This is a genomic window from Brevibacterium antiquum CNRZ 918, from assembly GCF_900169145.1.
In the GTDB taxonomy this organism is placed as follows: Bacteria; Actinomycetota; Actinomycetes; order Actinomycetales; family Brevibacteriaceae; genus Brevibacterium; species Brevibacterium koreense.
The window spans coordinates 53,300-73,453 of the sequence record NZ_FXZD01000012.1 but is presented as its reverse complement, the minus strand read 5'-3'; the positions used below and the strand labels follow the sequence as shown (position 1 = coordinate 73,453).

Genomic DNA, 20,154 nt, shown 5'->3' with positions numbered 1-20,154 from the left:
CGTGTCTCAGTCCCAGTGTGGCCGGTCGCCCTCTCAGGCCGGCTACCCGTCGTCGTCTTGGTGAGCCATTACCTCACCAACAAACTGATAGGCCGCGAGCCCATCCCCAACCGAAAAAACTTTCCACTCCAACTCATGCGAGTTGGAGTCATATTCGGTATTAGACCCAGTTTCCCGGGCTTATCCCGAAGTCGGGGGCAGGTTACTCACGTGTTACTCACCCGTTCGCCACTCATCCACCCCAGCAAGCTGGGGCTTCAGCGTTCGACTTGCATGTGTTAAGCACGCAGCCAGCGTTCGTCCTGAGCCAGGATCAAACTCTCCATAAAAAAATTATGTTGCGTTAATAACCCCGGCAAGACAGTCAATCAACGATCACGGGGTGATCGCAGTTGACCTAAAAATTTCATACCCACACACAACAAAGTGCCCATTCCCGGCGAGGGGAACGAACACTGGTGCCTGGACATGTGATTGTCTTACCAGAAAAAATGTTTCTGGCATCACTATCTGTTCAAACAAATACGCTATTGGATTCTCAAACCACACACACTCACCCGTCACCACAAACCATAAATGGCCGTGTTCACCAGGGGTGTCAGTTTCAATTATGTTGTCGCTACCCGCATCCTCGTGTGACCCAACCAAACTGTGTTTGTGCTGGTCACACCCGGTGAAAACTGTTCGAGAAGAACTCGTTTTCGTCCGGGGCAACGAGATACAACTCTAGACCAGGCCAGGACTGCCACGCAACTCGAAATCCGATCTCGCACGGTGACGCCCACCACACCTGGCGCGACTGAGTGAGTTGGGAGTATGCAGATCCCCGCCAGTGCGCGGTTTTGCAGGTGTTACCGTCGCTTCATGACTGCAGAAAATTGGTCTCCTCAGCCCGACGACGACTCGTCGCCGATGGCTGTCATCGCCGGAGCCTCCGGTTTCATCGGCGGATCACTCCTCGCTCCTCTCCAGTCGTGGGGTTACCGGGTGCGCACCATCGGCCGAGCCTCCTCCTCGGGCTCACATGTCTCCTGGGACGATCTCGAAGGGATCGCTGCCGTAGTCGATGGCGCCGATCTGCTCATCAACCTCGCTGGCCGCAGCGTGGGGTGCCGATACAACGATCGCAACCGGCAGGACGTCTGGGACTCCCGAGTCACGACGACTCGGACATTGAACGATGCGGTCAGGGCCGCCTCGGCGCCTCCGCGTTTGTGGATCAACTCGAGCACGGCGACCATCTACCGCCATGCCATGGACCGGCCGCAGACCGAGGACGATGGAGACCTCGGCGATGGCTTCTCCGTTGATGTGGCCAAGGGCTGGGAACGGGAGTTCTTCCGTGGCGATCTGCCCACGACCAGGCGAGTGGCGATGCGTTTGGCGATCGTGCTCGGGGACGGTGCCGCACTGAACATGCTCGCGACCGCCGCCAGGTTCGGGGCCGGCGGTTCTCAGCTGGAGGGGCGGTGGTTCGGCCACACTCGTTACCGCGGAATCGGGCCCGATGCTTCAGGCCCCCGTGTCTGGCACGGGCATCGCCTCAGTCATGGGAAGCAGCGGTTCAGCTGGGTCCATATCGACGATGTTGTGCGTGCAATCGGATTCATCGATGCACATGAGGAGATGACCGGACCCATCAACGTCTCGAGCCCCGGCGTCTCGGACAACACCAGACTGATGGCGGCCCTGCGACGTGGCGTACGGATGCCGATCGGTATTCCGGCACCACGTTGGCTGCTGGAGATCGGGATGTTCGTCCTCCGGCAGGAGTCGGAGCTGGTGCTCAAGAGCAGGTGGGTGCTGCCCGAGCGTCTGGAACAAGCAGGATTCGAGTTCAGGTGGACAGATATCAGGGCGGCGACGAAGAGTCTCCTGCGCTGACGACCCGAGCAACCGGATTCCCTGCCCGACCGACCGGACGGCCCAGCTGAGAAGACAGGTCAGCCGGCGGCCGCCTCGGCGGGGATCCCTGCCTGCACACAATCGGGGCAGTAGGGCTGACGATTCTTCTCCGTGCAGTCCTCACAGCGCAGATACTGCAGTCGGCAGTCCAGGTTGGCGCAGTTGACGAAGTTCGGGGTCGCCTTCTCACACGCGACGCAGTGACCGATCGATTCGGCTCCATCGCCGAACTCCACGTGCATGCGTTTGTCGAAGACATAGAGGGAACCATCCCAGTACCCGGTGTTGCCGAAGGTCTCGCCATAGCGGACGATTCCGCCGTCGAGCTGGTAGACCTCTTCGAAGCCACGGTTCTTCATCAGCACGGACAGGACCTCGCAGCGGATGCCGCCGGTGCAGTAGGTCACGACCGGCTTGCCCTTGAGATCGTCGTACTTGCCCGATTCGATCTCGGCGAGGAAGTCCTTGGTGGTGTCCGTTTCGGGCACGATCGCATCGCGGAACTTTCCGATCTGGGCCTCCATCGCATTGCGTCCGTCGAAGAAGACGACGTCATCGCCTCGTTCGTCGAGGAGTTTGTGCAGGGCTCCGGGTTTGAGGTGCTCACCGCCGCCTGCGACTCCGGTCTCGGTCACCGTGATCTCATCATCGGTGCCGAAGGTCACGAGCTCGGGTCGGACCTTGACGCTGAGCCGTGGGAAGTCGTCACCTTCGCCATTTGACCATTTGATGTCGGCCTTCCTGAATGGCTCATAGGATCGCGTCGCCCGCACATACTGTTTGACGTCGAAGATGTCACCGCCGATGGTGGCGTTGATGCCGTCCTTCGACACGATCACGCGCCCCGTGAGCCCGAGGCTGTCGGCCAACGTGTGCTGCCACAGTTTGACCGCCTCGGGATCTGCCAAGGGGGTGAATACGTAGAACAAGACGATCTTGGGAGTTGCCATGGCCCATATTCTAATTGGCGATTGTGTCCGCCCAACCCGGCGGTGGGGTCCGCCGATGAGACCGGCTTCCTCTCCTCCCCCACAGCACGGCTAAGATTGACGGTGATGCCGTGTCGTATGAAAGGGCCATTAAGAGGACATGTCGAGTAACCTCAACGCTGCGAATTCCACGCAGGTCGATTCCCAGCAGGTCGAAACTGACCAGGCCAATTCCAAGAAGGTCAAGGAGACCGTCGAATTCGCTGCTGCGAATCCCGATGTGGATCAGCCCTATGCCGATCTCGGTCTCAAAGCCGACGAATACGCGCAGATCCGCGAGATCCTGGGACGTCGCCCCACCTCGGCGGAGTTGGCGATGTATTCGGTCATGTGGTCCGAGCACTGCTCATACAAGTCATCGAAGGTGCACCTGTCGAAGTTCGGTGACAAGGTCACCGAAGACATGAAGAAGCACCTGCTCGTGGGCATCGGTGAGAACGCCGGCGTCGTCGACATCGGTGATGGATGGGCTGTGACCTTCAAGGTCGAGTCCCACAACCACCCCAGCTACGTCGAACCCCACCAGGGTGCGGCCACCGGTGTCGGCGGAATCGTGCGCGACATCATCTCGATGGGCGCCCGTCCCGTGGCCGTGATGGACCAGCTGCGCTTCGGTGCCATCGACCACCCCGACACCTCACGCGTGCTCCACGGAGTCGTCTCCGGAATCAGCAACTACGGCAACTCCCTCGGCCTGCCCAACATCGGCGGCGAGACCGTCTTCGACTCCGTCTACCAGGGAAACCCGCTGGTCAACGCCCTGGCAATCGGCGTCATGCGCCACGAAGACATCCGCCTGGCCAATGCTTCAGGTAAGGGCAACAAGGTCATCCTCTTCGGTGCCCGCACCGGTGGCGACGGCATCGGCGGAGCCTCGATCCTGGCTTCGGAGTCCTTCGACGACACGAATCCTTCGAAGCGTCCCGCCGTCCAGGTGGGCGACCCCTTCGCAGAGAAGGTGCTCATCGAATGCTGTCTTGAACTCTTCCACGCAGGCGTTGTCGAAGGCATCCAGGATCTGGGGGCCGCCGGCATCAGCTGCGCCACCTCGGAGCTGGCCTCGAACGGTGACGGTGGCATGCACATCGCCCTCGACGACGTGCTGCTGCGCGATGAGACCCTGACCCCTGAGGAGATCCTCATGTCGGAGTCGCAGGAGCGGATGATGGCCGTCGTCACGCCTGAACGCCTGGATGACTTCCTGGCGATTGTGGGCAAATGGGACGTCGAGACCTCCGTGCTCGGCGAGGTCACCGACTCCGAACGCCTCATCATCGAATGGCACGGCGACGTCATCGTCGACGTGCCGCCTCGCTCGGTCGCCCACGACGGCCCCGTCTACGAACGTCCGATGACCGAACCCTCCTGGACCGCCGAGGTGGCCGCGAATACCGTGGAAGCCGCTGGCTTGGTCAAGCCCGAGGGCAACGAGGCGCTGCGTGCAACCATGCTGCAGCTCGCCGGTGCACCGAATCTGGCCTCGAAGGACTGGATCACCTCGCAGTACGACAAGTATGTGCAGGGCAACACCGCCCAGGCGTTCCCCGACGATGCCGGAGTCATCCGCGTCGACGAGGAGTCCGGGCTCGGCGTCGCCATCGCCACCGACGCCAATGGTCGCTACTGCTACCTCGATCCGGCCCGTGGCGCACAACTGGCGCTGGCCGAGGCCTACCGCAACGTCACGACTGCCGGGGCCATCCCCCGCGCAGTCACCGACTGCCTCAACTTCGGCTCCCCCGAGGACCCGGAGATCATGTGGCAGTTCGCAGCCGCCGTCGAAGGCCTCGCCGAGGCGTGCCAGGACATGGGCATTCCCGTGACCGGTGGCAACGTCTCCCTGTACAACCAGACCGGTGGCGTGGCCATCCATCCGACCCCGGTCGTCGGTGTCCTCGGTGTCTTCGATGACGTCACCAGGGCCACTCCGAGCGGCTGGAAGGAACCGGGCCAGACCATCTACCTGCTCGGCACGACCGAAGCCGAACTCGACGGTTCGGCGTGGGCCGACGTGACTGCCGGCCACCTCGGCGGGGTGCCACCGCAGTACAAGCCGGGCACGGAGAAGGAACTGGGTGAGATCCTCATCAACTCCTCGCGAGACGGCATGATCGATGCCGCGCACGATCTGTCCGAGGGCGGTCTGTCCCAGGCACTGATCGAATCCTGCCTGCGGTTTGGCACCGGTGCCCGCATCTGGCTCGACGAGGTCTGCGAACGCGACGACATCGATGTGTTCACCGCGCTGTTCTCCGAATCCACGGCCCGCGCGATCGTGGCTGTGCCCAGGTCCGAAGAGGTCCGATTCAAGGACATGTGCACCGCCAGGCACTTCCCGTTCATCCGCATCGGCATGACCGACACCGGCGATGAGGCTCCGGTCCTCGAGGTCGTCGATCACTTCACGATCGGTCTGGACGAGCTGCGCGAAACCCATGAGGGGACGCTGCCGAAGCACTTCGGCTGAGCGTTTCACAGCAACGAAGGGGCCACCAGCCCTCGGATCAGCCGGTTGTCCACGGCTCGTTCGAAGGCCGGCGGCCCCTTCGGCGTTGGTGGCCCACACTCGATAGTCTGCCGAGCAGGTGCAGAAGGCCAAGGCCGCCGAAGGTCACTGTCAGCAATACAAGCTGTGTGAGGACCAGTGACGTTGTGAATGAGGAACCGAGCGAGTTCATTGCCCATTCGACGAAGGCCACGACGAGTCCTGTGAGCATCGCATAGCCGGCGGCGACCAGGTGGGTCCACCCGGCTCTGTTGCACGCGAGGTTCCAGGCTATGAGCACTCCGGCCAGCACGAGGCCGCCGTGGAAGGTCCAGATGATGCTCTGGATGGTTATGGCCAGGTCATAGCTGCCGACGCTGCCGATAACACGATTCACGATGACCGGCATCAGGTGCGGCAGGGCGAATGCGTAGATGCTGATGCAGAGGAACAGTCCCATCCCGAACAGTCGCATCGGCATCGGACTGGCTTTCACGATGAGCAGCGCGACGATGCCGAGGATGAGTTCGAGGAACGCAACCACGACCCTCATGACTGGATACAGGGTGAAGAGTTCGGGTGACACCCCGTCGATCAGCATCGGCATAATCACCAGTTCCGGCAGGGAGCCGATGGCCAGAGCGGACCAGAACAGGATTCGCGCCGTCCACCCGGGTCCAGCCCTCCACCCGGGTCCAACCGGTGTCGGCACAGAGACCGGAGGCGCCCACGCAGACGATTCGCCGGACCAGTTCGGCGAGTACGGGGCACCTCCTGGCCCAGCCTGCTGACTCATATCATCACTGTAGGTGTGTGAGGGCGAGGACCGCATTCTTTTCATCAGGTGAAAACGGCTGCACATGTCCCACCATGACAATCCTCTCGCGGGCGGGCCCGCTGATGTGATTGCCTGAGGAGAACAATTCGGCGCAACAACCAGAGGAGTCACCTATGGCCACGATCCGCACCTCACACGCAGGATCATTACCCCGCACCCCCGAGCTCATCGCGGCCAACAAGGTCAAACAGACTCAGAACACCGCTCGCCTCGCCGGCGAAGAGGTCTCGGACGAGCAGACGCAGGAGTTCGACGAACTCCTCGCCGCCAGCGTCACCGACCTCGTCAAGCGCCAGAAGGATCTGGGCATCTCAATCCCCAATGACGGGGAGTACGGCCACTCGATGGCCGCGGACTTCGACTACGGCGCCTGGTGGCACTACTCTTTCGCCCGCACCGGTGGGCTCGAACTCGACGACGTCGACAAGTGGGATGCCCCGGCGGTCCGCTCAGAACCCGGCAACACGGTCCTGACCAGCTTCGGCGACCGCCGCGACCGCAACCTCTTTCCCGGCGTCTACGGCGATGCCAATGCCGGCACGGACACCGGTGACCAGCCTCAGTTCCCCAAGGCCACGAGCGCCATCAGCTACGTGGGCCAGGCCCAGGTCGCCAGCGACATCGCCAATCTCAAGTCCGGTCTCGCGGCCGCCGGCTACGGCGAGCGCGACGGGTACATCAACGCACTGTCGCCCGGCTCGGCCTCCCGCATCGCCAATGAGTACTACACAACCGATGAGGAGTTCATCTGGGCCTGGGCCGATGTGCTGCGCGAGGAATACCTCGCCATCACGAAGGCCGGTCTGACCGTCCAGATCGACGATCCTTCCCTGGCCGAGAACTTCGACCAGATCAACCCGGAACCGTCCTTCGCCGACTACCGCTCATTCATCCAGGTCCGCATCGATGCACTCAACCACGCCCTGCGCGGCATCGACCCAGCCCAGGTTCGCGTCCACACCTGCTGGGGTTCCTGGCACGGACCACACGTGACAGACCTGCCGTTCAAGGAGATCGTCGATCAGGTGCTCACGCTCAATGCTGCCGGCATCACCTTCGAGGCTGCCAACGTCCGCCACGAACATGAATGGCGGATCTGGGAGGACACGAAGCTGCCTGCGGGCAAGTACATCATTCCGGGCGTCGTCTCTCACTCCACGAATGTCGTTGAGCATCCCGAACTCGTTGCCGATCGCATCGAGCGCTTTGCGAAGCTCGTCGGTCCCGACAATGTTGTCGCTTCGACCGACTGCGGTCTGGGCGGACGCGTCCACCCGGAGATCGCCGTCGCGAAGCTGCAGTCACTGACCGCCGGTGCCCAGATCGCCTCGAAGAGGTTCTGAGCTCAGACCCCATCTGAGCCCATTCACCCACCTCACGCTCCGCCGCCGAGTTCCTCTTCGAGGCAGGCGGTCAGCGTGGGGTGGGCGAACTGGTAACCGGTCTCTTCCAGTTTCTCCGGAAGCACCTTCTGGTCGGCCAGAGCCAGCTCCTTGGCTCCGTCGCGTCCGAGCACCAGTTCGGTGACGAAGCCTGGCGTCGGAACTCGGGCCGGCCGATGCAGGTGAGCGGCGAGCGCCTCGGCGAACTCGACCTGCGAGACCATATCCGGAGCCACCGCATTCACGGGCCCGCGAACGTAGTCGGTGAGCACCGCGTGCACATATGCTCTGGCCACATCGTCGAGAGAGACCCATGCCAAGCCCTGCTCGCCGCTTCCCAGTCGGCCCCCTGCACCGGCCAGGAAGAGAGGCGCCTGGAGTTTGAGGAATCCGCCCAAAGAGGTCAGCACGACTCCGGTGCGGATCGAGACCCGACGAATACCGGCGTCCTCGACACGGGCTGCAGCGTCTTCCCACTCTTGGCACACCTCGGCCAGGAAACCGTCGCCGGCGGGTGCGGATTCGTCCACTGGCACCTCGGCCTCCGAGCCGTAGATTCCCACCGCAGAGGCGCACACGAAGACCTCCGGGCGCTTCGCCTCGGGGAGGCCGCACATCGTCTCCGCGAGCAGCGACGTCGAATTGATCCGGGAAGACCGGATCTCCTCCTTCGCCTTCTTCGTGAATCTCGTGGCGATGGATTTGCCGCCGAGGTGGACGACCGCGTCCGCCCAGGCAAGGTCACGTGGGTTGATGATTCCCAGGTCCGGGTTCCAGTGCACTTCGTAGGGCAGCTTCGGTGTGCGTCTCACGAGCACTCGCACGAAGTGACCTGCGGTCGAGAACAGGGCGGCGACCTGCTGCCCGATCAGTCCGCTGGCTCCGGCGATGAGGATTCGCTTCCCCTTCTTCCTGGTCATCAGCGGTGCGTTCATGTGTTCGAGGAACTCAATGTCCATGAGCATGCGCTGGCGTCTGGCTTCGAAGGTGGCCTCGAGGTTGTGGATGAGGCTGCGATCGATCGAATCAAAGCCCGCCGGAGCCATCGAGAACTCGATGTGATCGTCGATCTTCGTCCCTCCGGCGACCGAGGAGAACTCGTGCGTGTGCTTCCACTGGCTCAGTGGGCCCTTCTTGAGTTCATCGACGAACGAGAACCGGGAGGGGCCTTCGGAATGCACCGAGCTGAATGGTCGCCGGACGAGACCGTAGCTGCCGGGCAGACTCGTCTTCATCTTGGCTACTGATCCAGGTGATAGTGGAGGGTAGCTCTCTGCAACTATCTCCTGGGCCCAATGCGGCGACAGTCGCGTCAGGGCTCCGGGTTGTGCATGCCACAGGAATGTTGTCTCGGCGGCAAGCGGTACTTCAGATGTCCAGTCAAATTCGGTCATGACATCCCTCCTACCCAAGATCCTCCCACCCGAGCCTGAGAGTACAGCCGACAACTCGCCCAATGCCGGGAGAATTATCCCCGCCGAGGCGAGCCACCCGCGTCCGATGTCGTCGAAAGCAGACCGCACTGTCGGGAGCAGGCCGCACAGCATCGTCCTTGGACGCTGGGGTCGGCTCCCGACGGGTGGGTTCAGCGCGAGCGCGGACGTCGGCTCAGGCGCGGGTGCGGGCGTGCGCGCAACGGGGTGCCCCCGCTCAGGCAGTGGTGTCGGGGATCTTTCCGAACCTGAACGCGGCCCAGAAGTCTCCGCGGACGTAGCCGTTCTCTGGTTCTGGATCAAAGTCCCAGTGCCGGATGGTGCCGACCTTGAGCGCATCGGCCACGAGCTGGCGGCTCGACTGGCTGCCCAGCACGTGCTCCTCAAGATGGTCGAGATCGTAACGCGAGTCGAGTTCGGCTCGCATCGTGGCCGCGAGCTCCGCGTATGCGGCGTCACCGGCACGGTTGACCAACTCGTCCGGATCGGATTCGAGGTCGAAGAGCAGCTCCGGATCTCCTGGGCAGATCGTCAGCTTGTACTGTCCGCGGATGAGCGTGACCTGGGGTCGGTACGTGCCTTCGGCGAAGTACTCGATGATGACGTCACGATCGGCAGGCTCTTTCTCTCCCGCGGCTTCCCGCCGAGCGGACTCGAACAGGGAGAGACCGGTCGCATCAGGGTCCGAGGATCCTGCCAGCTCCAGCAGGGTCGGCATCAGGTCGACGAGGCTGACGGGGTTGGCGTACCGACCCGGCGTGACCGCCTCGGCGGGGCCGTTGATGATGATCGGAACACGGGAGGACTGCTCGTACGGCGACATCTTGTACCACAGCCCCTTCTCCCCCAGCATGTCTCCGTGGTCGCTGGTGACGATGATGACCGTGTTGTCGGCAAGGTCGAGTTCGCGCAGACGCTGGCGAACCTTGCCGATGTGGTCGTCGATGTAGCTCACAGCCGCATAGTAGGCCCGGCGCGCCCGACGGATGTCCTCGGTTCCCGGTTCCCGCTTATCGAGCCCGCTCATCGTGCGCAGACGGTGGCTGTGCGGATCCTCGGCGATGTCGGGCACCTCGGGGTGGGCTGGGTCCGGGATGTCCACCTCGGCGAATCTGTCCCAGTTCTCCCGCGGCGGCTCGTACGGGTCGTGCGGGTGGATGAACGAGGTGACCATGAGGAACGGCTGGTTCTCACCGGCCGCTTGATTGGCGCGCACCCGTGAGTTGAGGTGACGCAGGGTCCGAAAGATCACCTCGTCGTCGAAGTCCTGCTGGACGTTCGCCTTCGCGGCACCGGCCGTGAAGACGGGATCGGCCTCGTGGTACCACTGGAGTTTCTGATCGAGGGGACGCTGCCAGTCGGGGACCATGTCGAGGTCGGCCGGGTAGACGTCGGTCGTCAGGCGCTCTTCGAAGCCGTGGTGCTGATCGGGGCCGATGAAGTGCATCCGTCCGATGAGCGCGGTGTGGTAGCCGAGCTTGCGCAGACGGTGAGCGAAGGTCGGCACCGAGGCGGCGAAGTCATCGCCGTTGTCGAGGCAGTCGATGTCGGAGGGCATCCGCCCGGTCATCATCGATGCCCGCGACGGTGAGCACAGCGGGGTGTTGCAGTAGGCGCGATCGAAGACCGCTCCGTCCTCGGCCAGGGAGTCCATGTTCGGGGTGAGTGCGGCGGTGTCTCCGTAGGCCCCCAGTGCCTGTGCGGCCATCTGGTCGGCCTGGATCACTACGATGTTCGGCGGTTGCATATGCTGGTCACGTCCTTTCTCAAAAACGTATGGTCTGCTTGTGAAAGCATGATCTGCGAAGTCAGCTGCGTTGACGACCTGCGCAGGTGTGTAGATTCTTGTGAACTGATTCTCAGATGTGGATTGAAGGTGGCGACATTGGCCTCATGCTGCGGCCCGGCACGGAACTCGCCCGTCGGAGCGAGCCAGAGCGACCCGCGGCCCGCCGAGGTGGGTGTTGCGGAAGAAGAATCCCCCGCCGAGGTGCGAATGCCGGGCCGGGAATCGACCACCGTGCCCGCTCCCAACCGGCAGCTGCTGACCGAGCTCGCTGCTCTGGCCCCGCAAGACCTGGCGATGATCGGTCTGCACGGCGGCACGTTCCTTATGGGAAGCGAGGATCAGCTGGCCTATCCTGAGGATGGAGAAGGGCCGGTCCGTGAGGTCGGCGTCGACGGCTTCGCGATCGGTGCCACGACAGTGACCGTCGCGGAGTTCGCCGTGTTCGCTGCAGCGACAGGCCATCGCACTGATGCCGATACTCATGGGGACTCCTTGGTCTTCACTGGCCAGTTGGCTGAAGGTCTGCGTCAGACCTCCCCTACTGTGCAGGCTACTCCCTGGTGGCGCCAGGTCACCGGTGCCACCTGGTTCCAGCCCGCCGGACTCGGCTCGACCGGAGCGCCAGGGACGACGGGCGTGTCCGGGACGGCTCTCGAACAGTGGGCCACGCATCCGGTCACCCACGTCTCCCGCACCGATGCCGAGGCGTACGCGCAGTGGGTCGGTGCCCGACTGCCGACCGAGACCGAGTGGGAGTTCGCCTCCCGCGGTGGCCTCGAGCAGCAGCCCTACCCGTGGGGCTCGGTGCCCGAGCCGAACGGCGAAGCCCGGATGAACACCTTCACAGGTGTCTTCCCCAACGGACCGACGAAGCCGGTGGGCACCGTCCCCGCCGACTCGTTTCCTCCCAACGGGTACGGTCTGCACAATACGACCGGCAACGTGTGGGAGTGGACGAGCGGCAGGTTCAGTGCCCACGACCGTCGCGGTGTCCTGCGCGGCGGCTCATACATGTGTCACGACTCGTATTGCCGGAGGTATCGCACCTCGGCCCGTACGGCCGCGACCCCGGACACTTCACTTGGTCACACTGGATTCCGGCTGGCCCTCGACCTCTGAGTCCGCCGAGGCGGCATCGGTCTCCGGGTCCCCATCCTCAGGGGTCCACCCGTCGGCCCACTCACCGGTCTCGTAGTCGAAGCCGACCGGTTCGCCGTCCTCATCGGTGCGCTGGTACCAGTCGGTATAGTCCCCGTGTTCGGAGTCGATATCGCCATTGGCGCCGTCGCCCGGTTCAGTCTGTACGACCTGGAAGGCGAAGTCGTCACCAAAGCGGTCGGCACCGGAGACCACAGCATTTTCAACGGCATTCTGCGCGTACTTGCGCCGCAGCGCCAGCGGATCGGTGCGCAGCTCCTTGAACCACGCGACGATGATGAAGAGCATGATGATCGCAAACGGCACGGCCGTGACGATGACAAGCTGCTGCAGCCCTTGCAGCGCACTGGCATTGCCGAGCAGCAGCATGACCACCGCGATCCCGGACATGACGAGGCCCCAGAACACGACGACCCACTTCTTCGGTTCCTGATCGCCGCGGCTGGTGAGCATTCCCATGACCACGGAAGCTGAGTCGGCGGAGGTGATGAAGAAGATCGCGAGCACGACGATCGCGACGAACGGCAGCCATTCGACGAAGGGCAGATTGTCGATGAGGGCGAAGAACACCTCGGGGGCCGCCATGCTGTCGGTGAACCCGGCAGCTCCCTCGCGGTACATCCAGATCGACGTTCCACCCATGATTCCGTAGGCGACGAAGAGCAGCGTCGAGGGGATGAAGATCGTGCCGAGGATGAACTGGCGGATGCTGCGTCCGCGGGAGATGCGGGCGATGAAGGTGCCGACGAACGGCGACCAGGAGATCCACCAAGCCCAGTAGTAGACCGTCCACACGGACTGGAACTCCTGTGTCTCGGCACCCCATGACAGGGACTTGCCCATCATGTCGAACATCGTTCCCAGGTATTCCATGAGCGCCGAGGGCAGGAGATTGAGCAGGAACAGGGTCGGGCCGAGGAAGAGCACGAGTGCCACGATTCCCACGGTGAGGACGATGTTGATGCTTGAGAGGTAGCGGATGCCCTTTGAGACACCGGAGACTGCGGAGATGACGAACCCGACGGTGAGAACGCAGATGATGACGACGAGCATATTGTTCGTCATCGGTCCCACTCCGGACACGATGCTCACACCGGTGCCGATCTGCATCGCTGCGATGCCCAGGGCCGCGGCCGTGCCGAACAGGGTCGCGACGATCGCGAAGATGTCGACGAGTTTGCCGGCGAAGCCATCTGTCTGGCGTTTGCCGAACAGGGTCTGGAAGATCGACGACAGCAGCAGCGAACGCCCGCGCCGGTAGGCGGCGTAGGCGATGGCACCGCCGACCAGGGCGTACATCGCCCAGGCGTGGAAGCCCCAGTGGTAGTAGGTCTGGGCCATCGCACCGTGGAGAGCCTCGGTGGATTCCGGGTCGTTCGTCATCGGCGGTGGGCTGATGAAGTAGGTCAGCGGCTCCGATGGGCCGAAGAAGAGGACACCGATTCCGATGCCGGCGGCGAAGAGCATCGCCACCCACGAGAAGGTGCTGAACTCGGCTTTCTCACCGTCCTTGCCCAAGGGGATCTTGCCGTAGGGCGAGAACGCGAGGATGAGCAGGGCCACGAGGATGATGATGGCGACGAGGTTGAAGAACCACCCGACATTCATCGTCGACCAGTTGTAGGCGGCGGTCGCGACGGTGGAGACGTTGTCGGGGTTGACGATGCCCCAGATGACGAACGCGACCGTGAGCGTGCCGGCGACGGCGAAGATGATCTTGTCCAGGGAATAGCGACGACGCTGTTCATCGATGGCGATGCCCGGGACGAGGATCGGGTGGGTGTTGTGCGGGTACTGGGTGTTATTCGGCTCGTCCTCGCTGGGATGCCGGGGACGACGGTAGTCGAGTTTGCCCAAGCTCTTGCCGGTTTCCCGGCTCACTCGCTTGGCATCAGCCTTGAGCTTTTCGCGTGAGGCCCTGCGCTCGGGGCGCAGAGAGCCCGAACCGTCGGAGCCCAGCGTCGGCGCGGTCGTTGCCGCCGCATCGGCGTCGGCTCCGGTGGTGTTATGGGCGGTGGTGTTGTGGGCGGTGGTTCCGGACTGGCCTGAGCCGAAATTCTCAGAACGGGGTGTGGAGTCATCGGACATGCAGCGATGGCCCTTTCTCAATCGTCGAAGAAACGGATGATCGAAAGTTGCCAGCATGGTCTAAGGCTCTGAACCGCACCACCCGATCGCCGCACCGTCCCAAGAATCATTGGCAAAGCCGGCTGTGGGATGTGGAGCAGTTCGAGTCGCAAAAAGGGGTCGAGCACAGTGGTCTGCCTCGAAAGTCCCGATTTTTGCCATAGTTTCGGACCTTAACAGCTTCCTGTGAGCTTCTCAAAGGAATTCTGTCATTTGCCGGTGCCATGTCCGGAGACGCCGGCACTCGATCGCGTGGACGGCACAGCCTTGGCCGACCCATGCGAATCGGTCAGTTGAGCAGTGCCCTATCCCCCAGGGTTGCTCCCTTGAGCTTGGAGAATTCGCCCAACAGCGTCTTCACCGTCAGCGACTTCTTCTCCTCGGCCGAGGCCTGGTAGATGATCTCGCCTTCATGCATCATGATGAGTCGGTTACCCAGAGCGATCGCCTGTTCCATGTTGTGCGTGACCATGAGCGTGGTCAGCCCGTCATTCGACACGATCTTCTTCGTCAGGTCCGTCACAAGCGCCGCTCGCTGCGGATCGAGGGCCGCTGTGTGCTCGTCGAGGAGCAGGATCCGAGGCTGGGTGAATCCTGCCATGAGCAGGCTCAGCGCCTGGCGCTGTCCACCGGAGAGCAGTCCGACCTTCGTCTTGAGTCGGTTCTCGAGACCCAGTTCCAAGGTGGCGAGTTCGTCTCTGAACAGATCGCGTCGCGCCGAGGTGGTTCCTCGTCCCAGCCCACGTGACTTGCCGCGTTTGAGCGCCAGGGACAGGTTCTGTTCGATCGTGAGGTCAGGAGCGGTGCCTGCCATCGGGTCCTGGAACACCCGGCCCAGGTATTTGGCCCGTTTGTATTCGGGCATCCGGGAGACCTCGGCACCATCGATGGTGATCGATCCGGAGTCGATGGGAAGTCGGCCCGAGATCGTATTGAGCAGGGTCGACTTTCCTGCCCCGTTCGATCCGATCACGGTGACGAAGTCGGATTCTCTGAGTTCGAGGGACAGTGTCTGCAGTGCTTTGCGTTCGTTGACAGTGCCGGGAAAGAAGGTCTTCGAGATTGTGTCGATCTTGAGCATGTGCCTCAGCCTTCCTTCGTCTTCGACGATGCTGTCGGTCCGGCAGCGCTCGTTGACGCCCTAGCGGGGGCGTTGGTGGTGCCATTCGCAACGTCGGTGGTGCCATTCGCAACGTCGGTGGTGCCCGCGGGGACTTGGGCGCCCGCCTCGTTGGCGGGATCGTTCGTCGTGCCGACAGCAGCCTTGGCCGAGGCGCGGTTGCCGCGCGATCTCAGCGACGGTATTCGCTTGAGGAATCCCCACCTGGGCAACAGCAGCGCGACCACGACGAGCAGCGCGGTCGTCAGCTTCATGTCGTTGGTGTCGAGTCCGGCACGCAGCGCCAGGAAGATGATGAGGCGGTAGATGACAGAGCCCATGAGTGCGCCGAGGCTGGCCATGAAGATGTTGCGGGAACCGAACACTGCCTGGCCCAAGATGACTGAGGCGAGGCCGACGAGGATCAGGCCGATGCCCATACTGATATCGGAGAAGCCCTGGTACTGGGCCACGAGGGCTCCGCAGAGTGCGACGAAGCCGTTGGACAGAGCCAGGGTCAGCATCGTCGTGTTATCGGTGTTGACGCCGAGGCTGCGGATCATCTGCCGGTTGTTGCCGTTGGCCTGGATCGCCAGTCCCAGGTCGGTGGTGAGGAACCAGTCGATGGCGAATTTCAGAATCAGGGTGAAGACTAAGAGCACGGAGATGGAGATCCAGGTGCCCAGCCACATGTTCTCCCGCAGCGGAGTGAACACGGTCTCCTCTCGCAGGAGCGGGAGGTTCGCCTTGCCCATGATCCTCAGATTGATCGACCACAGTCCGATCATTGTCAGGATGCCGGCGAGCAGACCGTCGATGCCGCCCTTGGTGTGGAGGAGGCCGGTGATATAGCCGGCGATGAATCCCGCGAAGATGGCCGCCACAGTCGCCAGGAAGGGGTTGACCCCAGCGATGATCAGGGATGCTGCGGTGGCACCACCCGTGGTGAAGCTTCCGTCGACGGTGAGGTCGGGGAAGTTGAGAACCTTGAAGGTCAGATAGACCCCGAGCGCCATCGCTGCGTAGATGAGCCCGAGTTCCAGTGCTCCGAACATGTGTTTCCGATCATGTGGTGATGTGTCGAGTGGGCCCGTGGTCGCCGACGGGATTGCCGGCGACCATCGTGCTCACGGGGTGATTCTGTGCCAGCGAGTCATTTGATGACGTTGTCGGCTTCGTCGATGATGTCCTGTGGAATTTCGACACCCTGCGCCTTCGCGGCCTTCGGGTTGACGACAAGCTCAAGGTTGGAGCTGGTCTCGACGGGCATATCGGCCGGCTTCTTGCCGTCCTGGAGGATCTGCAGCGCCATCTTGCCGGTCTGCTCGCCCAGTTTCGTGTAGTCGATGCCGCGAGTGATCGCCGCGCCCTGTTCGACCTGGCCTGCTTCCGAACCGACGAGCAGCGCCTTGTTCTTCTCAGCGGCCTGAACCATCGTCGACACGGCAGAGACGACATTGTTGTCGGTCGGTACGTAATAGGCATCGACCTTGCCCAGGGAGTCCACTGCCTGCGCGAGTTCACCTGAGTTGGCGATCGTCGCTTCCTTGATCTCCACACCCATGTCCTTCGCGGCCTTCTTCGCCAGGTCCACCTGAACCTGCGAGTTGACCTCACCGGAGCTGTAGACGATGCCGACGGTCTTCGCATCAGGCTTGAGATCCTTGACGAGCTGGAGCTGATCGGCGACCGGGTTGAGGTCGGAAGTGCCGGTGACATTGGCCCCAGGCGCATCATTTGACGCCACAAGGCCTGCTTCTTCGGCATCGGTGACGGCGGTGAAGAGCACAGGAATGTCAGTGATTGCCTGTGCGGCTGCCTGTGCCGCGGGGGTGGCCACCGCGAGGGCGAGGTCGAGGTCCTTGTTGGCGAATGTCTGCGCGATCGAGGTGGCGTTGGCCTGTTCGCCCTGGGCATTCTGTTCGTCCCATTCGACGGTGACATCGGCATCTTCGAAGGACTTCTTGAAACCTTCGCTGGCCGCGTCGAGCGCCGGGTGCTGAACCAACTGGGAGATGCCGATCGAGTACGAATCGCCGCCTTCGCCCTCACCGCTGGCGCTGTCTCCACCCGAACATGCTGAGACCGCAATAACCGAACTCACTGCCACAATCGCTGTGGCCAGATGTTTGAGACGCATTCTTCTCCCCTTTGGATAATCGGTTCAACTGCGCGGAACCGAAACGAATTCTGGTGCTGTTCCCGGCCGGACACGTCGGTGGGTGCCCCCGTGGAACTGCAGACGAACCACACCCGACCGCGGCTCAGACCATTCTGATTCCGCAGACCGGCGGGGTGCGCCTGTGATGTGTTCCACTCTATTGGGCGCCACTGACACGCTTGAACAAAACAGGGCATTGAAGACAATCGTCCCAGTATTGTTATCTGCCGCGACAAACGTCCCCCGCACCCCCTCTTGCGACACCCATGTGTCTCACCGAGGTGTGCCCGTCGTGACGTCCTCAGGAATGCTGGGGTGACGCCTCGGTGATGTTGTTTTGACGATCTCGGGGATGCCGTGGGGACGCCGCAGCCGCGGTCAGGCGTCGATCTCGACGTCGGCTCGTCCCAGCACGTCGAGTATCCAGGCGAAGTCGAACGCCGTTTCCTTCCACGAGTCATAGCGGCCAGAAGCACCTCCGTGCCCGGCGACCATCTCGGTCTTCAGCAGCACGTCGGCACCGACCTCGCGTAGGCGAGCCACCCATTTGGCTGGTTCGACGTAGAGGACTCGGGTGTCGTTGAGCGAGGTCACGGCCAAGATCTTCGGATGATCCACCTCGGCGACGTTCTCGTAAGGCGAGTAGGAGCGCATGTACTCGTACACGTGCGCATCGTGGAGAGGATCACCCCATTCCTCCCACTCGATGACGGTGAGCGGAAGTTCGGGCATGAGGATCGAGGTCAGCGCATCGACGAAGGCGACATGTGCGCTGACTCCGGCGAACAGATCCGGCGCCATGTTCGTCACTGCGCCCATGAGCAGCCCGCCGGCCGATCCCCCGGTGGCCACGAGCTTCTCCGGACTCGTCCAACCTTCGGTCACAAGGTGGCGCCCGGCGGCGATGAAGTCTGTGAACGTGTTCTTCTTCGCCGAGGTCTTTCCCTGGTCGTACCAGTGTCGGCCCATCTCACCACCGCCGCGCACGTGCGCGATGGCGAAGACGACTCCCCGGTCGAGCAGGGACAGCCGGGACACGGAGAAGAACGGGTCCATGCTCATCTCGTAGGATCCGTATCCGTAGAGGACCATGGGTGCGGGTTCGGTGTCGACGAGGTCGGTGCGGTAGACCAATGAGATCGGGATCTGAGTCCCGTCCTCGGCGCTGGCCCAGACGAGGGATTCGTCGTAGTTGCTGAGGTCGACGGAGCCGAGAACGGGCTGACGCTTGAGGACCGTGTCAGTGCCGTCTGTCACGCTGTGCTGATAGATCACGGCGGGCGTGGACATGGAGGTGAAGAGCAGTCGGATGCTCGTCTGGGTGAATTCGGGGTTGCCGGCAAAGCCCAGGGTTCCGGTCTCTCGAGAGAAGGGAAGCTCCCGCAACGGTCCATAGGGCGACGCCGCACCCTGGTCTCGAGTCTCCAGTTCGACGATGCCGACTCGTGCGAAGCCGCTGCGGCGGTAGCTGATGACGATGAAGTCCGCGAAGGCGTCGACGTCTTCGATGCGCAGCTCCTCGACGTCATCAAGGAGCGAACGGCCGGCGGAGTGCGGATCTGCGATGGTCTCAGGTTCGTCGACGGCGTCAACAGGTTCACTGCCGGTTCCGGCGGGATCGGCGACGGGAACGTCGATGATGTCGAAGTCGTCGCGCTCCTGGTTGTGGGTGATGAGGAAACGGTCCTCACCAGCGATGACCGCGTGCTCGACCGAGTATTCGACCCCATCGATACGGGGCCAGACCACCTGCGGTGCTGCCTCAAGGTCTTCGGACTCCAGCGACCAGAAGCCGGTGGTGGTCTTCGACCCGGTGACGACGAACATGTATTTGCCGGAGCGGGAGAATCCCGAGCCGACGAAGAAGCGCTCGTCGGGTTCGTGGAAGATGCACACATCATCGCTGCTGTCGGTGCCCACCGCATGGCGCCAGACCTTTTCCGGCCGCCAGGCGTCGTCGACAGTGGTGTAGAAGACGAAGCGTCCTGCGGGGTCGATCGAGGCACCGGCGAAGGTGCCGTCGACCGTGTCGGGCAGGTCCTCTCCTGTGCTCAGGTCGCGCAGCCGGAGCGTGTAACGCTCGTCGCCGGAGTTGTCGACGCCGACGAGCAGGTACCTGCCGTCGTCGGTGAGTGAGAAGCTGCCGAGGGAGAAGAACTCCTGTCCTTCGGCGGCGATGTTCGAGTCGAAGATGACCTCTTCGCCGGGCAGCGGTTCGTCGCCGACCTCGGGTGGTGTCCAGTCATCGGCGTCGGCAATCGGTGCGCGCACACTGATCCCGTAGTCGAGCCCCGCTTTCGTTCGTGAGAAGTACCAGTAGCTCCCGCGCCTGGTCGGCACGGACATATCGGTTTCCTTGATGCGGGTCTTGATCTCGGTGAAGATCGATTCGCGCAGGGGTGCGAGGGCGGTCGTCTGGGCGTGCGTCCATTCGTTCTCGGCTTCGAGATGAGCGATGACGTCCGGGGACTCCTTGTCGCGCATCCATTCGTAGTCATCGACGAAGGTGTGGCCGTGGTGCGTCCGCTCGTGGGGAACCTTCTTGGCCACAGGGGCAGTGGTGTCATTCATAGCCCCAGCCTAGCTACCTCAGTGCCGTTGCCGCTGACACCGCAGCTGCCGTCGCCGCTGAAACCACCGTCACCCGAAATGAGCAGAACGCGCACAACGTGAAATATGAGCAGAACGCGATCAGTGCGCACAAGCGCGAAATGTGACGCGCATCAACCTAGGCTATGACGAGCCTCACATGTAGTTCACAACAGCAATGAAAGCTTGGTCAATGACG

General features: G+C 62.7%; 13 protein-coding genes and 1 rRNA gene. 4 read left to right on the top strand and 10 right to left on the bottom strand.

What is annotated here, in order from left to right; all coding sequences use genetic code 11:
• Nucleotides 1-329 (bottom strand): 16S ribosomal RNA (locus BANT918_RS14690); the annotation flags it as partial.
• A gap of 535 nt (nt 330-864) precedes the next feature.
• Between BANT918_RS14690 and BANT918_RS14685 the strand changes: the two genes are divergently transcribed.
• Nucleotides 865-1,884: an epimerase gene (locus BANT918_RS14685; protein ID WP_101620958.1), complete on the top strand. Its 1,020-nt coding sequence runs from the start codon at nt 865-867 to the stop codon at nt 1,882-1,884.
• Between the two features lie 59 nt (nt 1,885-1,943).
• Here BANT918_RS14685 and BANT918_RS14680 read toward each other — a convergent pair whose 3' ends face one another.
• Nucleotides 1,944-2,855 carry a rhodanese-related sulfurtransferase gene (locus BANT918_RS14680; protein WP_101620957.1) on the bottom strand — a complete coding sequence of 304 codons (912 nt, stop codon included), beginning with the start codon at nt 2,853-2,855 and terminating at the stop codon, nt 1,944-1,946.
• A gap of 139 nt (nt 2,856-2,994) precedes the next feature.
• Here BANT918_RS14680 and purL point away from each other — a divergent pair, with 139 nt between their 5' ends.
• Nucleotides 2,995-5,361, top strand: a complete 2,367-nt coding sequence (gene purL, locus BANT918_RS14675; protein WP_101620956.1) for a phosphoribosylformylglycinamidine synthase subunit PurL — start codon at nt 2,995-2,997, stop codon at nt 5,359-5,361.
• Nucleotides 5,362-5,398: 37 nt separating this feature from the next.
• Here the strand turns inward: purL and BANT918_RS14670 are convergent, their stop codons facing one another.
• On the bottom strand, nt 5,399-6,175 hold the full coding sequence (locus BANT918_RS14670) for a hypothetical protein (protein WP_145996994.1): 777 nt from the start codon (nt 6,173-6,175) through the stop codon (nt 5,399-5,401).
• A gap of 155 nt (nt 6,176-6,330) precedes the next feature.
• Between BANT918_RS14670 and BANT918_RS14665 the strand changes: the two genes are divergently transcribed.
• Nucleotides 6,331-7,560: a cobalamin-independent methionine synthase II family protein gene (locus BANT918_RS14665; RefSeq protein ID WP_101620954.1), complete on the top strand. Its 1,230-nt coding sequence runs from the start codon at nt 6,331-6,333 to the stop codon at nt 7,558-7,560.
• A gap of 32 nt (nt 7,561-7,592) precedes the next feature.
• Here the strand turns inward: BANT918_RS14665 and BANT918_RS14660 are convergent, their stop codons facing one another.
• Nucleotides 7,593-8,993, bottom strand: a complete 1,401-nt coding sequence (locus tag BANT918_RS14660) for a TIGR01777 family oxidoreductase (RefSeq protein WP_101620953.1) — start codon at nt 8,991-8,993, stop codon at nt 7,593-7,595.
• Between the two features lie 256 nt (nt 8,994-9,249).
• Entirely contained in the window at nt 9,250-10,779 is a 1,530-nt protein-coding gene (betC, locus tag BANT918_RS14655; RefSeq protein WP_101620952.1) for a choline-sulfatase, read from the bottom strand.
• A gap of 129 nt (nt 10,780-10,908) precedes the next feature.
• Here betC and BANT918_RS14650 point away from each other — a divergent pair, with 129 nt between their 5' ends.
• Nucleotides 10,909-11,940, top strand: a complete 1,032-nt coding sequence (locus tag BANT918_RS14650) for an SUMF1/EgtB/PvdO family nonheme iron enzyme (protein ID WP_233430527.1) — start codon at nt 10,909-10,911, stop codon at nt 11,938-11,940.
• Here the strand turns inward: BANT918_RS14650 and BANT918_RS14645 are convergent.
• The 5 genes from BANT918_RS14645 to BANT918_RS14625 form a co-directional block, all read right to left on the bottom strand.
• Entirely contained in the window at nt 11,899-14,067 is a 2,169-nt protein-coding gene (locus tag BANT918_RS14645) for a BCCT family transporter (protein ID WP_233430526.1), read from the bottom strand. The genes BANT918_RS14650 and BANT918_RS14645 overlap by 42 nt on opposite strands.
• Before the next feature lie 328 nt (nt 14,068-14,395).
• Entirely contained in the window at nt 14,396-15,187 is a 792-nt protein-coding gene (locus BANT918_RS14640; protein ID WP_101620950.1) for an ABC transporter ATP-binding protein, read from the bottom strand.
• A 5-nt stretch (nt 15,188-15,192) separates the two neighbouring features.
• Complete coding sequence (locus tag BANT918_RS14635; protein WP_101620949.1) at nt 15,193-16,260, bottom strand: ABC transporter permease; 1,068 nt, start codon at nt 16,258-16,260, stop codon at nt 15,193-15,195.
• A gap of 98 nt (nt 16,261-16,358) precedes the next feature.
• A complete protein-coding gene (locus BANT918_RS14630; protein WP_101620948.1) occupies nt 16,359-17,345 on the bottom strand; it encodes an ABC transporter substrate-binding protein in 987 nt (328 codons plus the stop codon).
• Between the two features lie 399 nt (nt 17,346-17,744).
• The gene (locus BANT918_RS14625) at nt 17,745-19,937 is read right to left on the bottom strand and encodes a S9 family peptidase (protein WP_101620947.1); all 2,193 of its coding nucleotides are present in this window, start codon (nt 19,935-19,937) and stop codon (nt 17,745-17,747) included.
• Nucleotides 19,938-20,154: the final 217 nt, after the last annotated feature.